General features: G+C 39.9%; 15 protein-coding genes. 5 read left to right on the forward strand and 10 right to left on the reverse strand.

The genetic code is table 11. From position 1 onward, the window contains the following. Window positions 1–200 precede the first annotated feature (200 nt). The 4 genes from JK629_RS06765 to JK629_RS06780 all read left to right on the forward strand — a co-directional run bounded on the left by JK629_RS06765 (window position 201) and on the right by JK629_RS06780 (window position 5,139). Window positions 201–1,598: a type III PLP-dependent enzyme domain-containing protein gene (locus JK629_RS06765; protein ID WP_202337844.1), complete on the forward strand. Its 1,398-nt coding sequence runs from the start codon at window positions 201–203 to the stop codon at window positions 1,596–1,598. After that, the gene (gene speB / locus JK629_RS06770; protein WP_202337845.1) at window positions 1,588–2,523 is read left to right on the forward strand and encodes an agmatinase; all 936 of its coding nucleotides are present in this window, start codon (window positions 1,588–1,590) and stop codon (window positions 2,521–2,523) included. The genes JK629_RS06765 and speB overlap by 11 nt, the downstream gene beginning before the upstream one ends. Next, entirely contained in the window at window positions 2,513–3,490 is a 978-nt protein-coding gene (locus JK629_RS06775) for a deoxyhypusine synthase family protein (protein ID WP_202337846.1), read from the forward strand. The genes speB and JK629_RS06775 overlap by 11 nt, the downstream gene beginning before the upstream one ends. A 110-nt stretch (window positions 3,491–3,600) precedes the next feature. Beyond that, window positions 3,601–5,139 (forward strand): bifunctional GNAT family N-acetyltransferase/carbon-nitrogen hydrolase family protein, encoded by a 1,539-nt coding sequence (locus JK629_RS06780; RefSeq protein ID WP_202337847.1) that lies wholly within the window; start codon window positions 3,601–3,603, stop codon window positions 5,137–5,139. Window positions 5,140–5,154: 15 nt separating this feature from the next. Here the strand turns inward: JK629_RS06780 and JK629_RS06785 are convergent, their stop codons facing one another. Beyond that, window positions 5,155–6,528, reverse strand: coding sequence for a glycosyltransferase 87 family protein (locus tag JK629_RS06785; RefSeq protein ID WP_225626174.1), 1,374 nt, complete (start codon window positions 6,526–6,528; stop codon window positions 5,155–5,157). Window positions 6,529–6,603: 75 nt separating this feature from the next. Further along, window positions 6,604–7,731, reverse strand: coding sequence for a TolB family protein (locus tag JK629_RS06790; protein ID WP_202337848.1), 1,128 nt, complete (start codon window positions 7,729–7,731; stop codon window positions 6,604–6,606). A 31-nt stretch (window positions 7,732–7,762) separates the two neighbouring features. On the opposite strand from JK629_RS06790, the gene JK629_RS06795 reads away from it, so the two are divergent. Beyond that, window positions 7,763–8,992, forward strand: a complete 1,230-nt coding sequence (locus JK629_RS06795; RefSeq protein ID WP_202338013.1) for a M20/M25/M40 family metallo-hydrolase — start codon at window positions 7,763–7,765, stop codon at window positions 8,990–8,992. A gap of 75 nt (window positions 8,993–9,067) precedes the next feature. Here the strand turns inward: JK629_RS06795 and groL are convergent, their stop codons facing one another. The 8 genes from groL to JK629_RS06835 form a co-directional block, all read right to left on the reverse strand. After that, on the reverse strand, window positions 9,068–10,705 hold the full coding sequence (gene groL / locus JK629_RS06800; protein WP_202337849.1) for a chaperonin GroEL: 1,638 nt from the start codon (window positions 10,703–10,705) through the stop codon (window positions 9,068–9,070). 85 nt (window positions 10,706–10,790) lie between these two features. Further along, window positions 10,791–11,066 (reverse strand): co-chaperone GroES, encoded by a 276-nt coding sequence (locus JK629_RS06805; RefSeq protein WP_062623053.1) that lies wholly within the window; start codon window positions 11,064–11,066, stop codon window positions 10,791–10,793. Between the two features lie 150 nt (window positions 11,067–11,216). Next, window positions 11,217–11,549, reverse strand: a complete 333-nt coding sequence (secG, locus tag JK629_RS06810) for a preprotein translocase subunit SecG (RefSeq protein WP_202337850.1) — start codon at window positions 11,547–11,549, stop codon at window positions 11,217–11,219. Beyond that, a complete protein-coding gene (locus JK629_RS06815; protein ID WP_202337851.1) occupies window positions 11,546–12,451 on the reverse strand; it encodes a hypothetical protein in 906 nt (301 codons plus the stop codon). The genes secG and JK629_RS06815 overlap by 4 nt, the downstream gene beginning before the upstream one ends. Before the next feature lie 4 nt (window positions 12,452–12,455). After that, window positions 12,456–12,968 carry an LPS assembly lipoprotein LptE gene (lptE, locus tag JK629_RS06820; protein WP_202337852.1) on the reverse strand — a complete coding sequence of 171 codons (513 nt, stop codon included), beginning with the start codon at window positions 12,966–12,968 and terminating at the stop codon, window positions 12,456–12,458. Window positions 12,969–12,996: 28 nt separating this feature from the next. Continuing rightward, complete coding sequence (locus JK629_RS06825; protein ID WP_202337853.1) at window positions 12,997–14,274, reverse strand: sigma-54 interaction domain-containing protein; 1,278 nt, start codon at window positions 14,272–14,274, stop codon at window positions 12,997–12,999. 70 nt (window positions 14,275–14,344) lie between these two features. After that, entirely contained in the window at window positions 14,345–15,790 is a 1,446-nt protein-coding gene (gene miaB, locus JK629_RS06830) for a tRNA (N6-isopentenyl adenosine(37)-C2)-methylthiotransferase MiaB (RefSeq protein ID WP_202337854.1), read from the reverse strand. A 105-nt stretch (window positions 15,791–15,895) separates the two neighbouring features. Continuing rightward, window positions 15,896–16,528, reverse strand: a complete 633-nt coding sequence (locus tag JK629_RS06835) for an inorganic diphosphatase (protein WP_202337855.1) — start codon at window positions 16,526–16,528, stop codon at window positions 15,896–15,898. Window positions 16,529–16,577: the final 49 nt, after the last annotated feature.

The raw sequence follows: 16,577 nt of genomic DNA on the forward strand, positions 1-16,577 counted from the left end.
TTCAGAAACAAAGATTCTAAATGAACAATACCTTTTTATTTCCCATAGCTGCAATTCAGCATGTTTCGGGCACAAGTTCCACTATAAATGCTTGGCCTATTCACATCTAATCTTCAAGTTAATTTTTTGTTATACTCTCCATTTTTTGGGGATTACGCAGCAAGAATTTTTAATTTACACTTTTCAACGAAAACAAAAGAATGAACACCAAATACATAGATTTAATAAACCAAACGTATTATTTTCCACAGGAAGAATTTCGCTTGGGCGATAATGGCCTGGAATTTCACGGCGTAGATTTAATGGGCCTTGTTGAAAAATACGGAGCTCCCTTAAAATTTACATACCTGCCAAAAATTTCAGAAAATATTAATTTGGCAAAAAAATGGTTTGCGGACGCTATTGAAAAAAACAACTATAAAGGCACGTACAACTACTGTTATTGCACCAAAAGTTCGCACTTCAAACACGTATTGAATGAAGCTCTAAAGAATGACATACACATAGAAACCTCTTCGGCGTTTGATATTGATATTGTAGAGCGTTTAAAGAAAACCGGAAAGGTATCAGATAAAACTTATGTAATTTGCAATGGCTTCAAACGCGACCGTTATATAGATAACATAGCCCGTTTAATTAACAACGGTCATGAAAACTGCATCCCGATTATTGATAATTATGAAGAGATCGAGCTGCTTTCAGACAGTATTGACAACCACTTCAATGTAGGTATCCGTATTGCTTCCGAAGAAGAGCCAAAGTTTGAATTTTATACTTCCAGATTGGGCATTGGATACAAAAATATAATCCCTTTTTATGAAGAGCAGATAAAAAACAACGAACGTGTAGATTTAAAGATGCTACATTTCTTCATAAATACAGGAATACGCGACACGGCTTATTACTGGAACGAATTGGTGAAGTGTCTAAAGGTATATGTACGTCTTAAAAAAATCTGTCCTTCTTTGGACAGTCTTAACATTGGCGGTGGTTTTCCGATAAAAAACTCATTAGCGTTTGAGTACGATTATCAGTATATGATTGATGAGATTTTAAACCAGATAAACATTACCTGTGCAGAGGCAGATGTGCCGGTACCACACATATTTACAGAATTTGGAAGCTTTACCGTAGGAGAGAGCGGTGGTGCCATTTATGAGATTTTATACCAAAAACAACAAAACGACCGCGAAAAGTGGAATATGATTAATTCATCTTTCATCACAACCTTACCAGACACTTGGGCCATCAGCAAACGTTTTATTATGCTTGCCGTAAACCGTTGGAATGATGAATATGAAAGAGTGCTCTTGGGTGGATTGACCTGTGATAGTGATGACTATTATAACAGTGAGCAAAACATGGCAGCTATTTATCTGCCAAAGTTCAGAAAAGAAAAACCTTTGTATATTGGCTTCTTTAATACAGGAGCATACCAAGAAACCATTGGCGGGTTTGGGGGCTTGCAGCACTGCTTGATTCCTTCGCCAAAGCATATTTTGATTGACAGAGATAAAAACAACAATTTAACATACCAACTATTTTCAGAACAACAAACAAGCGAGCAATTGCTAAACATTTTAGGTTATGAGCACTAAGACGTACGCAGGTATCCCGCAAAAATATGCGGCCCTAGAAACATCAAAAATTGTATTGATCCCAGTTCCTTACGATGGAACAAGCACTTGGCAAAAAGGAGCCGACAAAGGCCCAGAGGCCTTCTTGGATGCTTCAGAAAACATGGAGCTTTACGACATTGAAACCCAAACAGAGGTTTACAAACAAGGAGTTTATTTAGCAGATGCAATTACAGAAAATTCCTCTCCGGAAGCCGTTGTCTCTGAAGTTCACAAAATCACAAAAGACTATATAAAACGCAATAAATTCGTAACTATTTTTGGTGGGGAGCATAGTATTTCCATAGGAACCATTCGTGCTTTCAACGAGTGTTTTGATAATCTAACCGTCCTTCACATAGATGCACACGCAGATTTGCGCAAGGAATTTCATGGGAGTAAGTGCAACCATGCCTGCGCGGTATACGAAGCAAGCCAGACCACAAACCTGGTGCAAGTGGGAATACGTAGTATGGACATTGCCGAAACCCGCGTCATGGACGAGGAAAAGGTTTTCTTCGCACACGATATGGCCAAGGATGAATATTGGATGGACAAGGTTATTGAAGCTCTGGGAGACAACGTTTTCATAACCTTCGATCTTGACGCACTAGACCCTTCAATCTTGCCTTCAACTGGAACACCAGAGCCTGGCGGACTTTTCTGGTACGAAACCCTTGATTTCCTAAAACAGGTTTTTGAGGAGCGTAACGTGGTAGGTTTTGATATTGTCGAACTGTGCCCAAATAAGGATGAAAAGGCTTCAGATTTTGTGGCGGCAAAACTCTACTATAAAATGCTTACCTACAAATTTGCGGGCACGGACGAAGAAGACGAATACGAAAGCAATTTTAACGAAACCAAAAAAGGCGTTTCAAAATTTAATACCGAAGAAGATGAGTACTAGCAAAGGATCCATTTCCCAATTTATTGAAAAATATTATTTACACTTCAACGCAGCCGCCCTTGTGGATGCCGCAAAAGGATACGAGGCCCAATTGAACAATGGCTCAAAAATGCTCGTCTCGCTTGCCGGAGCAATGAGTACTGCCGAATTGGGAAAGATTTTTGCTGAAATGATACGTCAGGATAAGGTGCATATCATTTCCTGCACGGGCGCAAATCTTGAAGAGGACATTATGAATCTGGTGGCACACAGCCATTACAAACGCGTTCCGAATTACCGCGATTTAACGCCACAGGATGAGTGGGATTTATTGGAAAACGGAATGAACCGCGTTACCGATACCTGTATTCCCGAGGAAGAAGCTTTCCGAAGAATTCAAAAGCACATTGTAAAACTCTGGAAAGAAGCCGAAGCAAATGGTGAACGCTACCTGCCTCACGAGTATATGTACAAACTTTTGTTGAGCGGTGTAATGGAAGAACATTACGAAATAGACTTAAAAGATTCATGGATGTACGCCGCCGCGGAAAAGAATTTACCGATAGTTTGTCCAGGTTGGGAAGACAGTACTATGGGCAACATCTTCGCAAGTTATGTACTTAAAGGCGAATTGAAAGCTTCTACCATGAAAAGCGGAATTGAGTATATGACTTTCCTCGCAGATTGGTACACAGATAATTCTGAAAAAGGAATCGGTTTCTTCCAAATAGGAGGGGGAATCGCGGGAGATTTCCCAATATGTGTCGTGCCCATGCTATACCAAGATATGGAAAGGACAGACACTCCGTTCTGGAGTTATTTCTGCCAAATCAGTGATTCCACAACCAGTTTCGGAAGCTATTCGGGAGCCGTCCCGAATGAGAAAATCACGTGGGGAAAACTGGATATGGACACGCCAAAATTCATCATAGAAAGTGATGCAACCATCGTTGCGCCTTTAATTTTTGCGTACCTTTTAGGTATGTAAAAAAGGAATATTTTTTTCGAAGAAATACGAATTCCAAAAATTTAGAAATCTTTTCCCTCAACCAATTAAGTTGGGGGAAAGGATTATGGTTTATATAATAAAATGAAAGAATGGAACAGCAAAAAATTGAAAATATAGAATTAAAATTTTTAACGCTAAAAGACTATGAAGCGTTGAAAGAGGCTACCATTCAATCGTATGGTGGACTTCCAAATAGCTATTGGAAAATCAATGAAATTGGTAATCTCATTGACATCTTTCCCGAGGGACAAGTGGTGATAATGGCCGATGGCGAAATTGCAGGTTGTGCCCTTTCCATTATTGTAGATTTTGACGAGTTGGGAGAGAAACACACCTATAAAGATATAACCGACGATCCCACTTTTGGGATTCACGACCCCGACGGCGATGTGCTTTATGGAATAGATGTATTTATCCGCCCCGATTTCCGTGGGCTGCGACTGGGAAGAAGATTGTACGATTATAGAAAGGAATTGTGTGAAAATTTAAACTTGAAAAGTATCGTTTTTGGTGGAAGAATGCCCAATTATCATTTGCATGCCGATAAACTTTCACCAAAACAGTATATTGAAAAAGTAAAACGCAAACAGATTGATGATCCGGTTTTAAATTTTCAAATTTCAAACGATTTTCACCCGGTTCGTGTATTGAAAGGGTATTTGGAAGGCGATAAAGCTTCGGGCGAGTTTGCGGTGTTAATGGAGTGGGACAATATTTATTACACCAAACCAATTGCAAAACCAAAACCATCTGCTGTAAAAAGCGTTGTGCGCCTTGGCCTCATCCAGTGGCAAATGCGAAGCTATGCGGGCATGGAGGACCTTATGCACCAAGCGGAATATTTTATAGATTGTGTTGCCGGTTATCGTTGCGACTTCGCGATGTTCCCCGAGTTTTTCAACGCGCCGTTAATGGCTGAATACAATGAAATGAGCGAACCGGACGCCATTCGCGAGTTGGCGAAACATACGAAGGAAATAACCGAGCGCTTATCGCAATTGTCTATTTCTTACAACATCAATATCATTACCGGCAGTATGCCCGAGATTGTCCGCGGCAAACTTTACAACGTGGGCTATCTATGTCGTCGCGATGGAAGCGTGGAGCGGTATGAAAAAATTCACGTTACGCCCGATGAAGAAAGAGTTTGGGGGATGGTAAACGGGAATTCCCTTAAAACCTTCGATACCGACTGCGGAAAAATAGGGGTGTTGATTTGCTACGATTCCGAATTTCCGGAACTTTCGCGCCTTCTTTCCGATGAAGGAATGGATATTCTTTTTGTACCATTTTTGACCGATACCCAAAATGGCTATTCGCGTGTAAGACTTTGTGCCCAGGCAAGAGCAATTGAAAACGAATGTTATGTGGCCATTGCGGGAAGCGTCGGAAACCTTCCGAAGGTTCATAATATGGATATTCAATATGCACAGAGCGCCGTTTTCACTCCCTGCGATTTCTCATTTCCGAATAACGGCATAAAAGCAGAAGCAACCCCAAATACCGAAATGATTTTGGTGGCCGATGTTGACATTGATCTGCTTCGCGAACTGCATACTTTTGGAGCAGTTAGAAATTTAAAGGATAGACGGAAAGATTTTTATAGGTTAGAAAGGGTTAAAAAATAGTAGCAAGTGTAGACTTTAAAACGAAACGGGTTTTTGCTTTGGAGAAAGAAAGATTTCCCAAACGGCAAATCCAATTACACCTGCATATTCCAAAGTAACGAGCCAAAGATTTTCGTCAAAACCATCTTTTCCGTAAGCATAATAGCTTAGCATTACTACAAAACTCCAAACAATTGGGAATTTATATTTCGTAAAAACGGAAAGGAAAAGGGGCGTGGCGATGTACCACGGATGCACAGTTGTTGAAAGCAAAAAGTAAATTGAAACCGCAAAAAGCATCCCGATCATCAATTCCTGTGGCGTTTTATTTTTTCTGAAAAAAGCAATCGCCAAAACAAAAAGTAATACAAAAACAGGCAGAATCTTTCCAGTAGTTCCTATAATATTCCATCCTACAACTTGAAACCCAATCCACCGAATTATATAGTAAACACTCGCATTAAACTCAAAATTCTGGAACCAAAGTGCGATGGTCGAAGAGAAATTTTGAATAAATTCTGAAGAAAGAAAGGGGAGAAATACAAGTACTACTGTAAATCCGATAACTGAATAAAATCCAGCGAGTCTTTTAATCGAAACCCCAAAGATTTCTAAAACCTTTTGGGTTTTGTCATTAATGAAATATGTCAAAAACAAAGGCAAAAACAATAATGGAAGCAATTTCACAGAAACAGAAATTCCAATCAAAATCGCGGCCCACAACCATTTTCCCTTAAAAAGAAGATAAAGCGCCCAAACAAAAAAGAAAAGCATCACTCCTTCAAAATGAAGGTTCCCTGTAAGTTCGATAATGATAAAAGGATTCAGAAAATACCAAAAGATGTTTTTAATTGGAAGGTTCCACTTCTCCAAAAGTTTCTTTCCGAAGTAAAGAATACCAACATCTGCCAAAATAATCAGCACCCGAAGAACAACCACAGAACCCAAAATGCTTTTTCCCGCAAAGAGTGCAGCAATTGCAAAAAACAATTGGTTAATCGGTGGGTAATTACTGAAGTGACTTGCATTTAGGGCGCCCATTCCCTCAATTAATTGTTGGGATTGCTCCATTGTCACTCCGAGCGCAGTCGCGGAGCTGGGAGTGAACAAGTATGGACTCACGCCCTGCAAAAGCAACCGCCCATCCCATAAAAACCGATAAAAATCCTGCGAAAGATTTGGGATTGCAGCAATAAAGGCAAGTCTTGAAACAATTCCCAAACTCGCCAATAACCAAAAATTCAGCTTGACTTTTTCAATAAAATAATAGGAAAGATAAAAAAGATAAGTGCAAATTAAAATGAGTTTTATAAAATCACTTCGCTCCAAACCATAACCAAAATTGATATAAAGCGCAATAGAAGCTATCGCAAATAGAAGTGGAATTTTATATTTTTTAAAGAAATTCAAAGACAGTACATTTATTCGTTAAATTGAAATTCCAGAAAAATCCGCAATCTAAAATCAGCAATCATCAATCAACATTCAGTCTTGCCATTCAGCAATAAAAAGGTTGGTGTCATGCCCGCCGCCATTGTTTCTGTTGGAAGAAAACGCCAGTTTTTTCCCATCGTTTGAAAACACCGGGAAGGCATCAAATGTTTCGCCGTGGGTTACACGCTCCAAGTTTTTTCCATCAATATCAATTAAATACAGATTGAACGGAAATCCTCTTTCCGCCTCAAAATTGCTGGAAAATAAAATCTTTTTTCCCGAAGGATGGAAGAATGGCGCCCAATTGGCGTTGCCCAAATGCGTCAATTGACGAAGTTCGCTGCCATCGGCATTGCAGATAAAAAGCTCCATTTCGGTGGGCTGTACCAAACCTTGTGCAAGCAAATCTTTATACTCCTTTATCTCGGCTTCGGTTTTGGGGCGGGAAGCACGGAAAATTAATTTTGTTCCATCGGGCGAAAAGAAGGCTCCTCCGTCGTAGCCAAGTTCATTGGTGATTTGCTTTACGTTTTTTCCATCCAAATCCATTGTGTACAATTCCAAATCGCCACTTCGCATGGAGGTGAAAACAATTTTATCGCCTTTTGGCGAAACGGTTGCTTCGGCATCGTAACCCGGTTCATCGGTTAATTGGGCGGTTATATTTCCTTCCAAATCTGCCACAAAAATGTCGAAACTATCATAGACCGGCCACACGTATTTCCCTTCCTTTTTCAGCGGAACTTCGGGACAATTTTCGTCTTTTAAATGGGTGCTTCCGTAAACGAAATGTTTTCCATCCGGCAGAAAGTAGCTGCAAGTAGTTCTTCCTTTTCCAGTGCTCACCATCGGTGGTTGCTTGTCTTTAAATGTTTCGTCAGCATTCATTAAAAACATTTGGTCGCAGTTTACGCCCCAATTTTTATAATTGCTTTGGAAGATAAGTTTACTATCGTCAAAGCTCCAATACGCTTCAGCATTATCGCCGCCAAAAGTGACTTGCCGTATGTTCTTGAAATGCTTTTCTTCGGGATAAATTAAAGTGTCTTTTGTAATTTCATCAAGAACGTAGGTTTCTTTTTTTTCAGAATTGGATGTGGCAATTTGATCATCTTTTTTTTCTTCGTTTTTACAACTCGCCAAAAAGGAAACAATGAGTAGCGTATATACTATTTTCATTTTTAATGTATTTTTGAACAAAAGTAATGATATGCGTATAATTTTAATGTTATTTCTGGCAATAATGGTTTTCTCCTGTAAGGAAACTAAGGTGAAGTCAATCTCCATGAAAGAAGATGTTGCTATTTTGGCCAATGATAGTTTAAACGGAAGAAAAACGGGATCTGAAGGCGAAAAGAAAGCCGCAAAATACATTGCGAAAAGATTTGAGGATTTAGGATTGCAAGCGAAAGGAACGAACGGTTATTTTCAAAAATTCTCATATAAAGCTAGTAAAAACCCGCATCAAGAAGCTGAATTTACTTCCGATAAAAATGACAGTACCGAAACTGGTGAAAATGTAATCGCATATTTAGATAACAAGGCTGAAAATACTGTGGTAATTGGCGCTCATTACGATCATTTAGGAATGGGCGGCGAAGGTTCGCTGTATCGCGAGGGTGAAGCAATACACAATGGTGCAGACGATAACGCGAGTGGCGTTGCGATGATGCTGCATTTGGCAGATTCGCTTCAACAGAAAGGTTCTCCAAAAAAGAATAACTATCTTTTTATTGCTTTTTCGGGCGAAGAAGAAGGTTTGTTGGGCTCCAATTACTTCGTGAAAAACCCAACCATCGATACCAAAAAAGTAAGCTATATGTTGAATATGGATATGGTTGGAAGATTGAATTCTGAAAATACTTTGGCGGTTTACGGCGTGGGAACCTCGCCTATTTTGAAACAAGCCGTAAATGCAAATGCTGGACAACTGAAAATATCTGAAAATGAAAGCGGCGTCGGGCCGAGTGACCATACTTCGTTTTATTTGGCCGATATTCCGGTGCTGCATTTCTTCACCGGACAGCACGAAGATTACCACAAACCGAGCGACGATACAGAAAAGGTAAATTTTGCTGGAATGGAAATCGTTTCAAATTATATTTTCAACATTATTAAGGATTTGGACAGTCAGCCAAAACTTCCGTTTAGAAAAACAAAAAACGAAAGTGAAGCGGTTCCAGATTTTAAAGTGACATTGGGTGTAGTTCCCGATTATCTTTTCAGCGGAAAAGGAATGCGAATTGACGGCATCAGCGAAGACCGTCCCGCACAAAAAGCAGGGCTTCAAAAAGGAGATATTGTAGTAAAAATGGGCGATTTTGAAGTAACCGATATGATGAGCTATATGAAGAGTCTTTCAAAATTTGAAAAAGGACAAACGGTAACGGTTACGATTGACAGAAGTGGAGATTTGAAAGAAGTTGAGGTTACTTTTTAATATTTCAGAAGATAAAAAAACCTCACAGGTCACAGAGACTCGTGAGGTTTTTAACTATTAATCAATTTTTTGGAATTACATCATTCCGGGCATTCCTCCGCCCATACCGCCTGGCATTCCGCCACCGGCATTTTCTTCTTTAATATCTACCAAAGCACATTCGGTGGTAAGAATCATTCCTGCAACCGAAGCAGCGTTTTCAAGCGCTATACGGGTTACTTTTTTAGGATCAATGATTCCTGCTTTTAGCATATCAACATATTTTTCAGTTTTGGCATCATAACCGAAATTTTTCTTGCCTTCCAAAACCTTGTTGATTACCACGGAACCTTCGCCGCCTGCATTTTCAACGATAGTACGAAGTGGAGATTCTATGGCGCGAGCCACGATTTGAACTCCGGTTGTTTCGTCTAAAGTATCAGTTGTAAGTTTCTTTAAAGTTTCGATGGCACGAACCAAAGCTACGCCACCACCGGCAACGATACCTTCCTCAACAGCTGCACGGGTGGCATGAAGGGCATCGTCAACTCTGTCTTTTTTCTCTTTCATTTCCACTTCACTTGCTGCGCCTACGTAAAGAACGGCAACACCGCCTGCAAGTTTTGCCAAACGCTCTTGCAATTTTTCTTTATCGTAGTCGCTAGTTGTAGATTCTATTTGAGATTTTATTTGGTTCACACGACCTTTGATGTCGTCTTTTTTGCCAGCGCCATTCACAATTGTAGTATTGTCTTTGTCAATTGTTACGGTTTCAGCAGAACCTAACATGTCTATGGTGGCATTTTCCAAAGTGAAACCGCGCTCTTCAGCAATCACAGTTCCTCCAGTTAAAATTGCGATATCTTCAAGCATTGCTTTTCTTCTATCACCAAAACCTGGCGCTTTTACAGCGGCAATTTTCAAAGAACCACGAAGTTTGTTTACTACCAATGTAGCTAAGGCTTCGCCATCAACATCTTCTGCAATGATCAATAAAGATTTTCCCTGTTGTGCCACTGGCTCAAGTACAGGCATCAAATCTTTCATTGATGAAATCTTTTTATCGTAAAGCAAAATCATTGGGTTTTCCAATTCAGTTTGCATTTTTTCAGTGTCGGTTACGAAATAAGGTGAAAGGTATCCGCGGTCAAACTGCATACCTTCAACAACATCAACGTAGGTTTCGGTTCCTTTTGCTTCTTCAACTGTAATTACACCTTCTTTTCCGACCTTTCCAAATGCTTTTGCGATCAATTCGCCAATAACATCATCGTTGTTTGCTGAAATGGAAGCCACTTGCTTTATCATTTCAGAAGAATTTCCCACTTTGGTGGTTTGCTTTTCAAGATTTGCAACAATGGCTTCAACGGCTTTGTCGATACCGCGTTTCAAATCCATTGGGTTTGCCCCGGCAGCAACGTTTTTAAGGCCTTCCTTTACTATTGCCTGTGCAAGAACGGTAGCGGTTGTTGTACCGTCACCGGCTAGGTCGTTGGTTTTGGAAGCCACTTCCTTAACCATCTGCGCGCCCATATTTTCAAGGGCGTCTTCAAGTTCAATTTCTTTTGCAACGGTTACACCATCTTTGGTCACTTGGGGTGCGCCGAAGGATTTGCTGATAATTACGTTACGACCCTTTGGGCCCAACGTTACTTTTACTGCGTTTGCCAATGCATCAACACCGCGCTTAATGCTGTCGCGTGCTTCTACATCAAATTTTATATCTTTTGCCATTTTTTATAATGCTTTAAGCTTTAAGCTGTATGCTATAAGCTGGATTAATACTATTTTTTATATGAAATATTTTCTGTTGAAGTTTCTAGATGATGGCCAATATATCATCCTCACGCATAATGAGGTAGTCTTTTCCATCAAACTTTAATTCGCTGCCGGAATATTTTCCGTAAAGAACCGTATCACCAACCTTTACGGTCATTTTGTGGTCTTCTTTACCTTTACCTACAGCTACTACTTTGCCTTGTTGCGGTTTTTCTTTTGCGGAATCTGGAATGTAAATGCCAGAAGCGGTCTTAGTCTCAGCTTCTTGTGGCTGAACCAAAACGCGGTCTGCAAGTGGTTGAATTTTTAATGCCATTTCAATTTTATTTTTTAGTTGTTAAACTTGAGTTTACATGTTTGTTTGCTAATTGGCAGAAATTGTGCCACTGCCCATAAACTGCCATTTTACAAAACAAAAATGCCAGCTTGTCAGAAGCTGGCATTTTAAAAATATTTTATAAAGTAATTATTCTGCGGGATCAGTTGAAGTTGGTGCAGGTGTTTCTGTAGTTGGAACGGCAGGAATTGCACTCTCGTCAAAAGTTTTTGATTGCACTACGTTGCCGCCCATAATAAATATGTTTGAAAACAAAATTAGCGCCAGCATAATAGTTGCAAGCGTCCAAGTACTTTTATCAAGGAAGTCACTTGTTTTCTGAACGCCACCAATCTGTGCGCCGCCGCCACCGCCGAAAGACGATGAAAGTCCGCCACCTTTTGGGTTTTGAACCATTATTACTACGACCAGTAAAAAGGCCACTATCATTATTAAAACTAGGAATATTGTAAACGTACTCATGATTGTTCTGAATTAATCAATTTTTCTATTGCCCGAATTTGGTCTGCAAAGAAACCACTTTTTTCGGGATTTTTCAAAATTAAAATTTTATATGCTTGAATTGCTTTTTTATAGTTCTTCTGTTGCAGGTACACTTTTGCCAAAGTTTCCGTCATTAGTGACGCTGGCGTTTGTGTAAAAGGGGCCGCAAGGTTTTTGGGCTCTTCTTTTTTGGAAGAAATTGAATTGGCTCCCGAAGGAATTATTTTTGGGCGCTCTTGGATAAACTTGTCTATCAGTTCAAATTTTCGATCCTTCTCGTCCTCGTTTATAGACTTTTCAGATTCTTCCTTAGAAATCGGAACCGAACGCTTAATAGGTTTTGCTTTTGTAAGTTTTAGCCACTCTGAAAAGGAGTGGGTGTCGTTTTTGGTGAATTCCAAAGGTTTATCCGGTTGCAATATGTCTTCAGGATTTTCTTCTTTATTTTCAACCAAATTGGAAACAGAGGCAACTTTTCTTTGGAAAAGTTCCGGATTTAGAATATCCTCCGCCTTTTGCATTTCGGCCTTCAATTGCCTGTCTATTTCAAGACTTATTTGTTCTGAAACATCTTCGGCCACAACATTTATTTCTTCTACGGAAGCATCGTGCTGCAAGATGGTTTGCGAGATTTCATTCTGAATGAATTTTTCCGAAGTAATGTACTCAAATAAAATGTCGCGATCTGTGGTGTGGGCCGCGGTGAGTTTTAAGGCGTCATTGTAAAGAAAACTTTCTTGGTTTTTTAAACCTTTTAGTTGAAGTGCGCGAGCACTTTGGAAATAGGGGTATTTTTTTATTATCAAATCCAGCGCAGCCAAATCTTCAGAAGTTATTTTCTGTGGATTGGCGAGTAGATATGTAAAGTTTGAAGTGTTCAAAATACTACCAGTTTGCAAGCGATTTGTTAAAAATGTCCTGTGTGATGCGCTCAAAAATATTTTCTACCGCAGTATCAAGCCTAGCACCTGTTAATTGTACATTTCCTGGATAATCGTAATAAAAACTGAAGGGTTGCTCAAAATCCTTCAAAGGGTCTTTTGTGTTGTAAAAACGAACGTTTACTGCAATGGTCAATCTGTTTTGGGCGGCAGTACTGTTTGCCGTTGCGGTGATTGGCGCAATATAATATTGGGTTATCTCACCTTCGTAGACCAAATCGCCATTACTATTCACTAAATCAAGACTAGTCTGGTTTAATAATAAATTTTGCAGATTTTGGGTAAAGTCGCGCGCAATTCCCGGTTCTACAAGAGCTGCGTTATTTTGAAAATAATTAACCTGTACTGTTTTGGTAGTGCTATAATTTATATCGGCACCAGTAAAAGAATACGGCCCACAACCCTGAAAAAGAAACGTTGAACATACAAGCAGTATGATTGAAAATATTTTTAGCATTTGCCTTTTTTTTGATTTGTTTTAATGGCTATAGATCATATTGCTTTATCTTTCTATATAAGGTTCTTTCTGAAATGCCCAGTTCATCGGCAGCTTCTTTTCGCTTTCCGTTGTATTTTTCTAAGGACTTTTTAATGAGTTCCAATTCCTTTTGCTGAAGGGAAAGATTTTCTTCTTCTTTAATTTCCTCGGCATACTCATATTTGTCCTTTCGCTGTTCGGGGGTGTGTTCCGGAATGCTGAAAACTTCCACATCGGTTTCAGTACCATTTGTTTCCCCTTCAATTATAGAAGCCAATTCCTCTTCGGCTTCGCTTTCTTCGGAATAAATTTTATTGATTAATGATGATTGCTCTTCTTTAACCTTAGCAGCATTGCCAGTTTTCATGAGTTCCAAAGTGAGCTTTTTCAGATCGTTTACATCGCGTTTCATATCGAAAAGCACCTTGTAAAGAATTTCCCGTTCACTGCTGAAATCGCTTTCAGCTTTCTTCGCATTGACAATTGCGGGAAGGTTGCTACCCATATCGGGTAAATAATGCTTTAGGGTTTCGTATGAAATTTCACGGTTCTGTTCCAAAACTGAAATCTGCTCGGCCACATTGCGAAGTTGGCGAATGTTTCCGCTCCATCTGTATTTCAACAATAAATCTGTTGCCTGCTCTGTCAATCTGATTGTTGGCATTTTATATTTTTGGGCAAAATCTGCCGCAAATTTTCTGAAAAGCAAATGAATATCTTCCTGCCTGTCACGAAGTGGCGGAAGATTTATTTCTACCGTACTCAATCTATAATAAAGATCTTCGCGAAATTTTCCTTTTTCAATGGCATCCACCATTTTTACATTGGTGGCGGCCACAATACGAACATCTGTTTTTTGTGCTGCGGAAGAACCTACTTTTAAAAATTCGCCATTTTCCAAAACCCGGAGCAACCGAACCTGCGTGGGTAAAGGCAATTCGCCTACTTCATCCAGAAAGATGGTGCCGCCGTCGGCGACTTCAAAATAACCGCTACGGGTGGCGGTGGCGCCCGTAAACGAACCTTTTTCGTGACCGAAAAGTTCGCTGTCAATGGTTCCCTCGGGAATTGCACCGCAGTTTACGGCTATGTATTTTCCGTGCTTTCGGTGCGAAAGGGAGTGGATAATTTTTGGAATGCTTTCTTTCCCTACACCACTTTCGCCTGTTACCAATACCGAAATATCAGTTGGCGCCACTTGGATTGCCTTTTCCACGGCACGGTTCAGTTTTGGGTCGTTGCCTATTATTCCGAAACGTTGTTTTGTTGCTTGTATGCTTTCCACTTCTTTACAGATTCTATGGTTGCTTTTATTCTATTATTTTACCGAAAAATGAAACCTTTAAAACCTTGTTTTAATGATTATTTGAATATCCAACCGCCTCGCCTAACAGTGTGGCAGTGGTACAATCGTTTATTTTCACGAGTACAAAATCGCCCGGTTTGTAGTTTTCCTTCGGAAAAACCGCAACCGTATTTTGTGGCGTACGCCCGCTCCAGTGCTGGTCGCTTTTTTTGGATTCTCTTTCTATCAAAACTTCCACGGTTTTTCCCACTGTTCTGTTGGTATGGTATGCGCTGTGCTTCTGTTGAAGATTCACAATTTCGGTCAACCTTCGTTTCTTTATTTCCTCTGGAACGTCGTCTACTAACTTTCGCGCAGCAAGGGTTCCTGGCCTTTCGGAATACATAAACATAAACCCGAAATCGTATTTCACATACTCCATTAAGCTCAATGTATCCTGATGATCTTCCTCTGTTTCGGTTGGGAAACCAGTAATCATATCCTGTGAAATGCCACAATCTGGTAATATTTCCCGCACTTTATCGATCAAAGCAAAATATTCCTCCCGGGTGTGCTGGCGGTTCATTTCCTTTAAAATCCGTGTGCTGCCACTCTGCACTGGCAAGTGAATGTAATTGCAAATATTATTGTATTTCGCCATTGTGTGCAGTACATCTTCGGTCATATCCTGCGGATTGCTGGTGGAAAATCGAATGCGCATTTTGGGCTGTGCTTCGGCCACTAAAGCCAGTAAATTCGAAAAATTTGTTGCTGTTGCCTGTTGCATTTCCGAAGCGTTTTTAAAATCTTTTTTTAGTCCGCCGCCATACCATAAATAGCTGTCCACATTTTGGCCCAGCAACGTAATTTCTTTATAACCTTTTTCAGCCAAATCATTCACTTCTTCGAGTATGCTTTGCGGGTCGCGACTACGTTCGCGGCCACGGGTGAATGGAACCACGCAAAAAGTACACATATTGTCGCAACCGCGGGTGATGCTCACAAAAGCGGTGATGCCATTGCCGCCCAAACGTACGGGCGAAATATCTCCGTAAGTTTCTTCTTTTGAAAGGATCACGTTTACGGCATCGCGGCCTTCCTCAACTTCCTTCAGCAGATTTGGTATGTCTTTATACGCATCCGGACCAACTACCAAATCGACGATTTTTTCTTCTTCTAAAAATTTTTCCTTTAAACGCTCGGCCATACAGCCCAAAACGCCAACCTTCATTTTTGGGTTTATTCGCTTTACCGCGTTGTATTTTTCAAGGCGTTTACGAACGGTTTGTTCGGCTTTATCACGGATGGAACACGTGTTTACCAAAACTAAATCTGCATCTTCCAATAAGTTCGTGGTATTGTAACCCTGTTCTGCAAGAATAGAAGCTACTATTTCGCTGTCGCTAAAATTCATTTGGCAACCGTAGCTTTCAATGTAAAGTTTTCGGGAATTTCCCTCGCGGGCCTCTAGAGTCAGCGTATTTCCCTGTGTATTTTCGTCAATTATCTTTTCCATAAAAAATCAAGCTTCAATGCAAATTTTGTAATTTTAAACCGTTGAACCGGCAAAGATACGATTAATTGTTTTCGCTGTCAAAGTGTCAGATTTTTTTATAAAAAATTAAAAAGAATTATTTTTTACAGCAACGGAAAGTCTTTTGATTTCTGCCAGTGCCTCCCTTTCATCGCCCCAACCCTGTGCAATTATTGGATCTGTGGGGTCGTAATTTAAAAACCAAGTTTCAATTAATTGAAGCGCATTTGGATATTTTTTTAAGAATTCATCAAAAGTTTCGGCAGAAACTGTTCGCAATTTTTCGTCGGCCGGAATGCAGATTACTTTATAATCAGATTCGCCATCGTCCAAAAGTTTTAAAACTGCAATCGGTTTCGTTTCAAGAATGGTTCCCGTTTTCAGAGACTCGCAAAGTACCAAGACATCCAGCGCATCGCCATCGCCGCCTTTCTTGGGATTGGAATACGTTGAAGCTATAAAGCCATAGTTTCCGGGGTAGGGCAGATATTCAATAATTCTATCTTTTCCGTCGCGAACATCCACGATATATTTTTTGGATTCTTTTTTAAATTCAATTTTTTTGCTGGTTCCCGCGGGTATTTCAATAATACAATTGATAGTGTTATCTTCTGAAAATGTTGGGGTGTTCAACACACGTAAAGATGTTCCACAACTCTGCATGCCAATCAAGACGACAAGCAGCACCATTGTAAAAAAAGAATTTTTTGATGATTTCATTACTTCATTTTCAATACCGAGGAATTTAAAAATAGTATAAATAAACTGT

The sequence above is a fragment of the Aequorivita iocasae genome, assembly GCF_016757735.1.
Classification (GTDB): Bacteria; Bacteroidota; Bacteroidia; order Flavobacteriales; family Flavobacteriaceae; genus Aequorivita; species Aequorivita iocasae.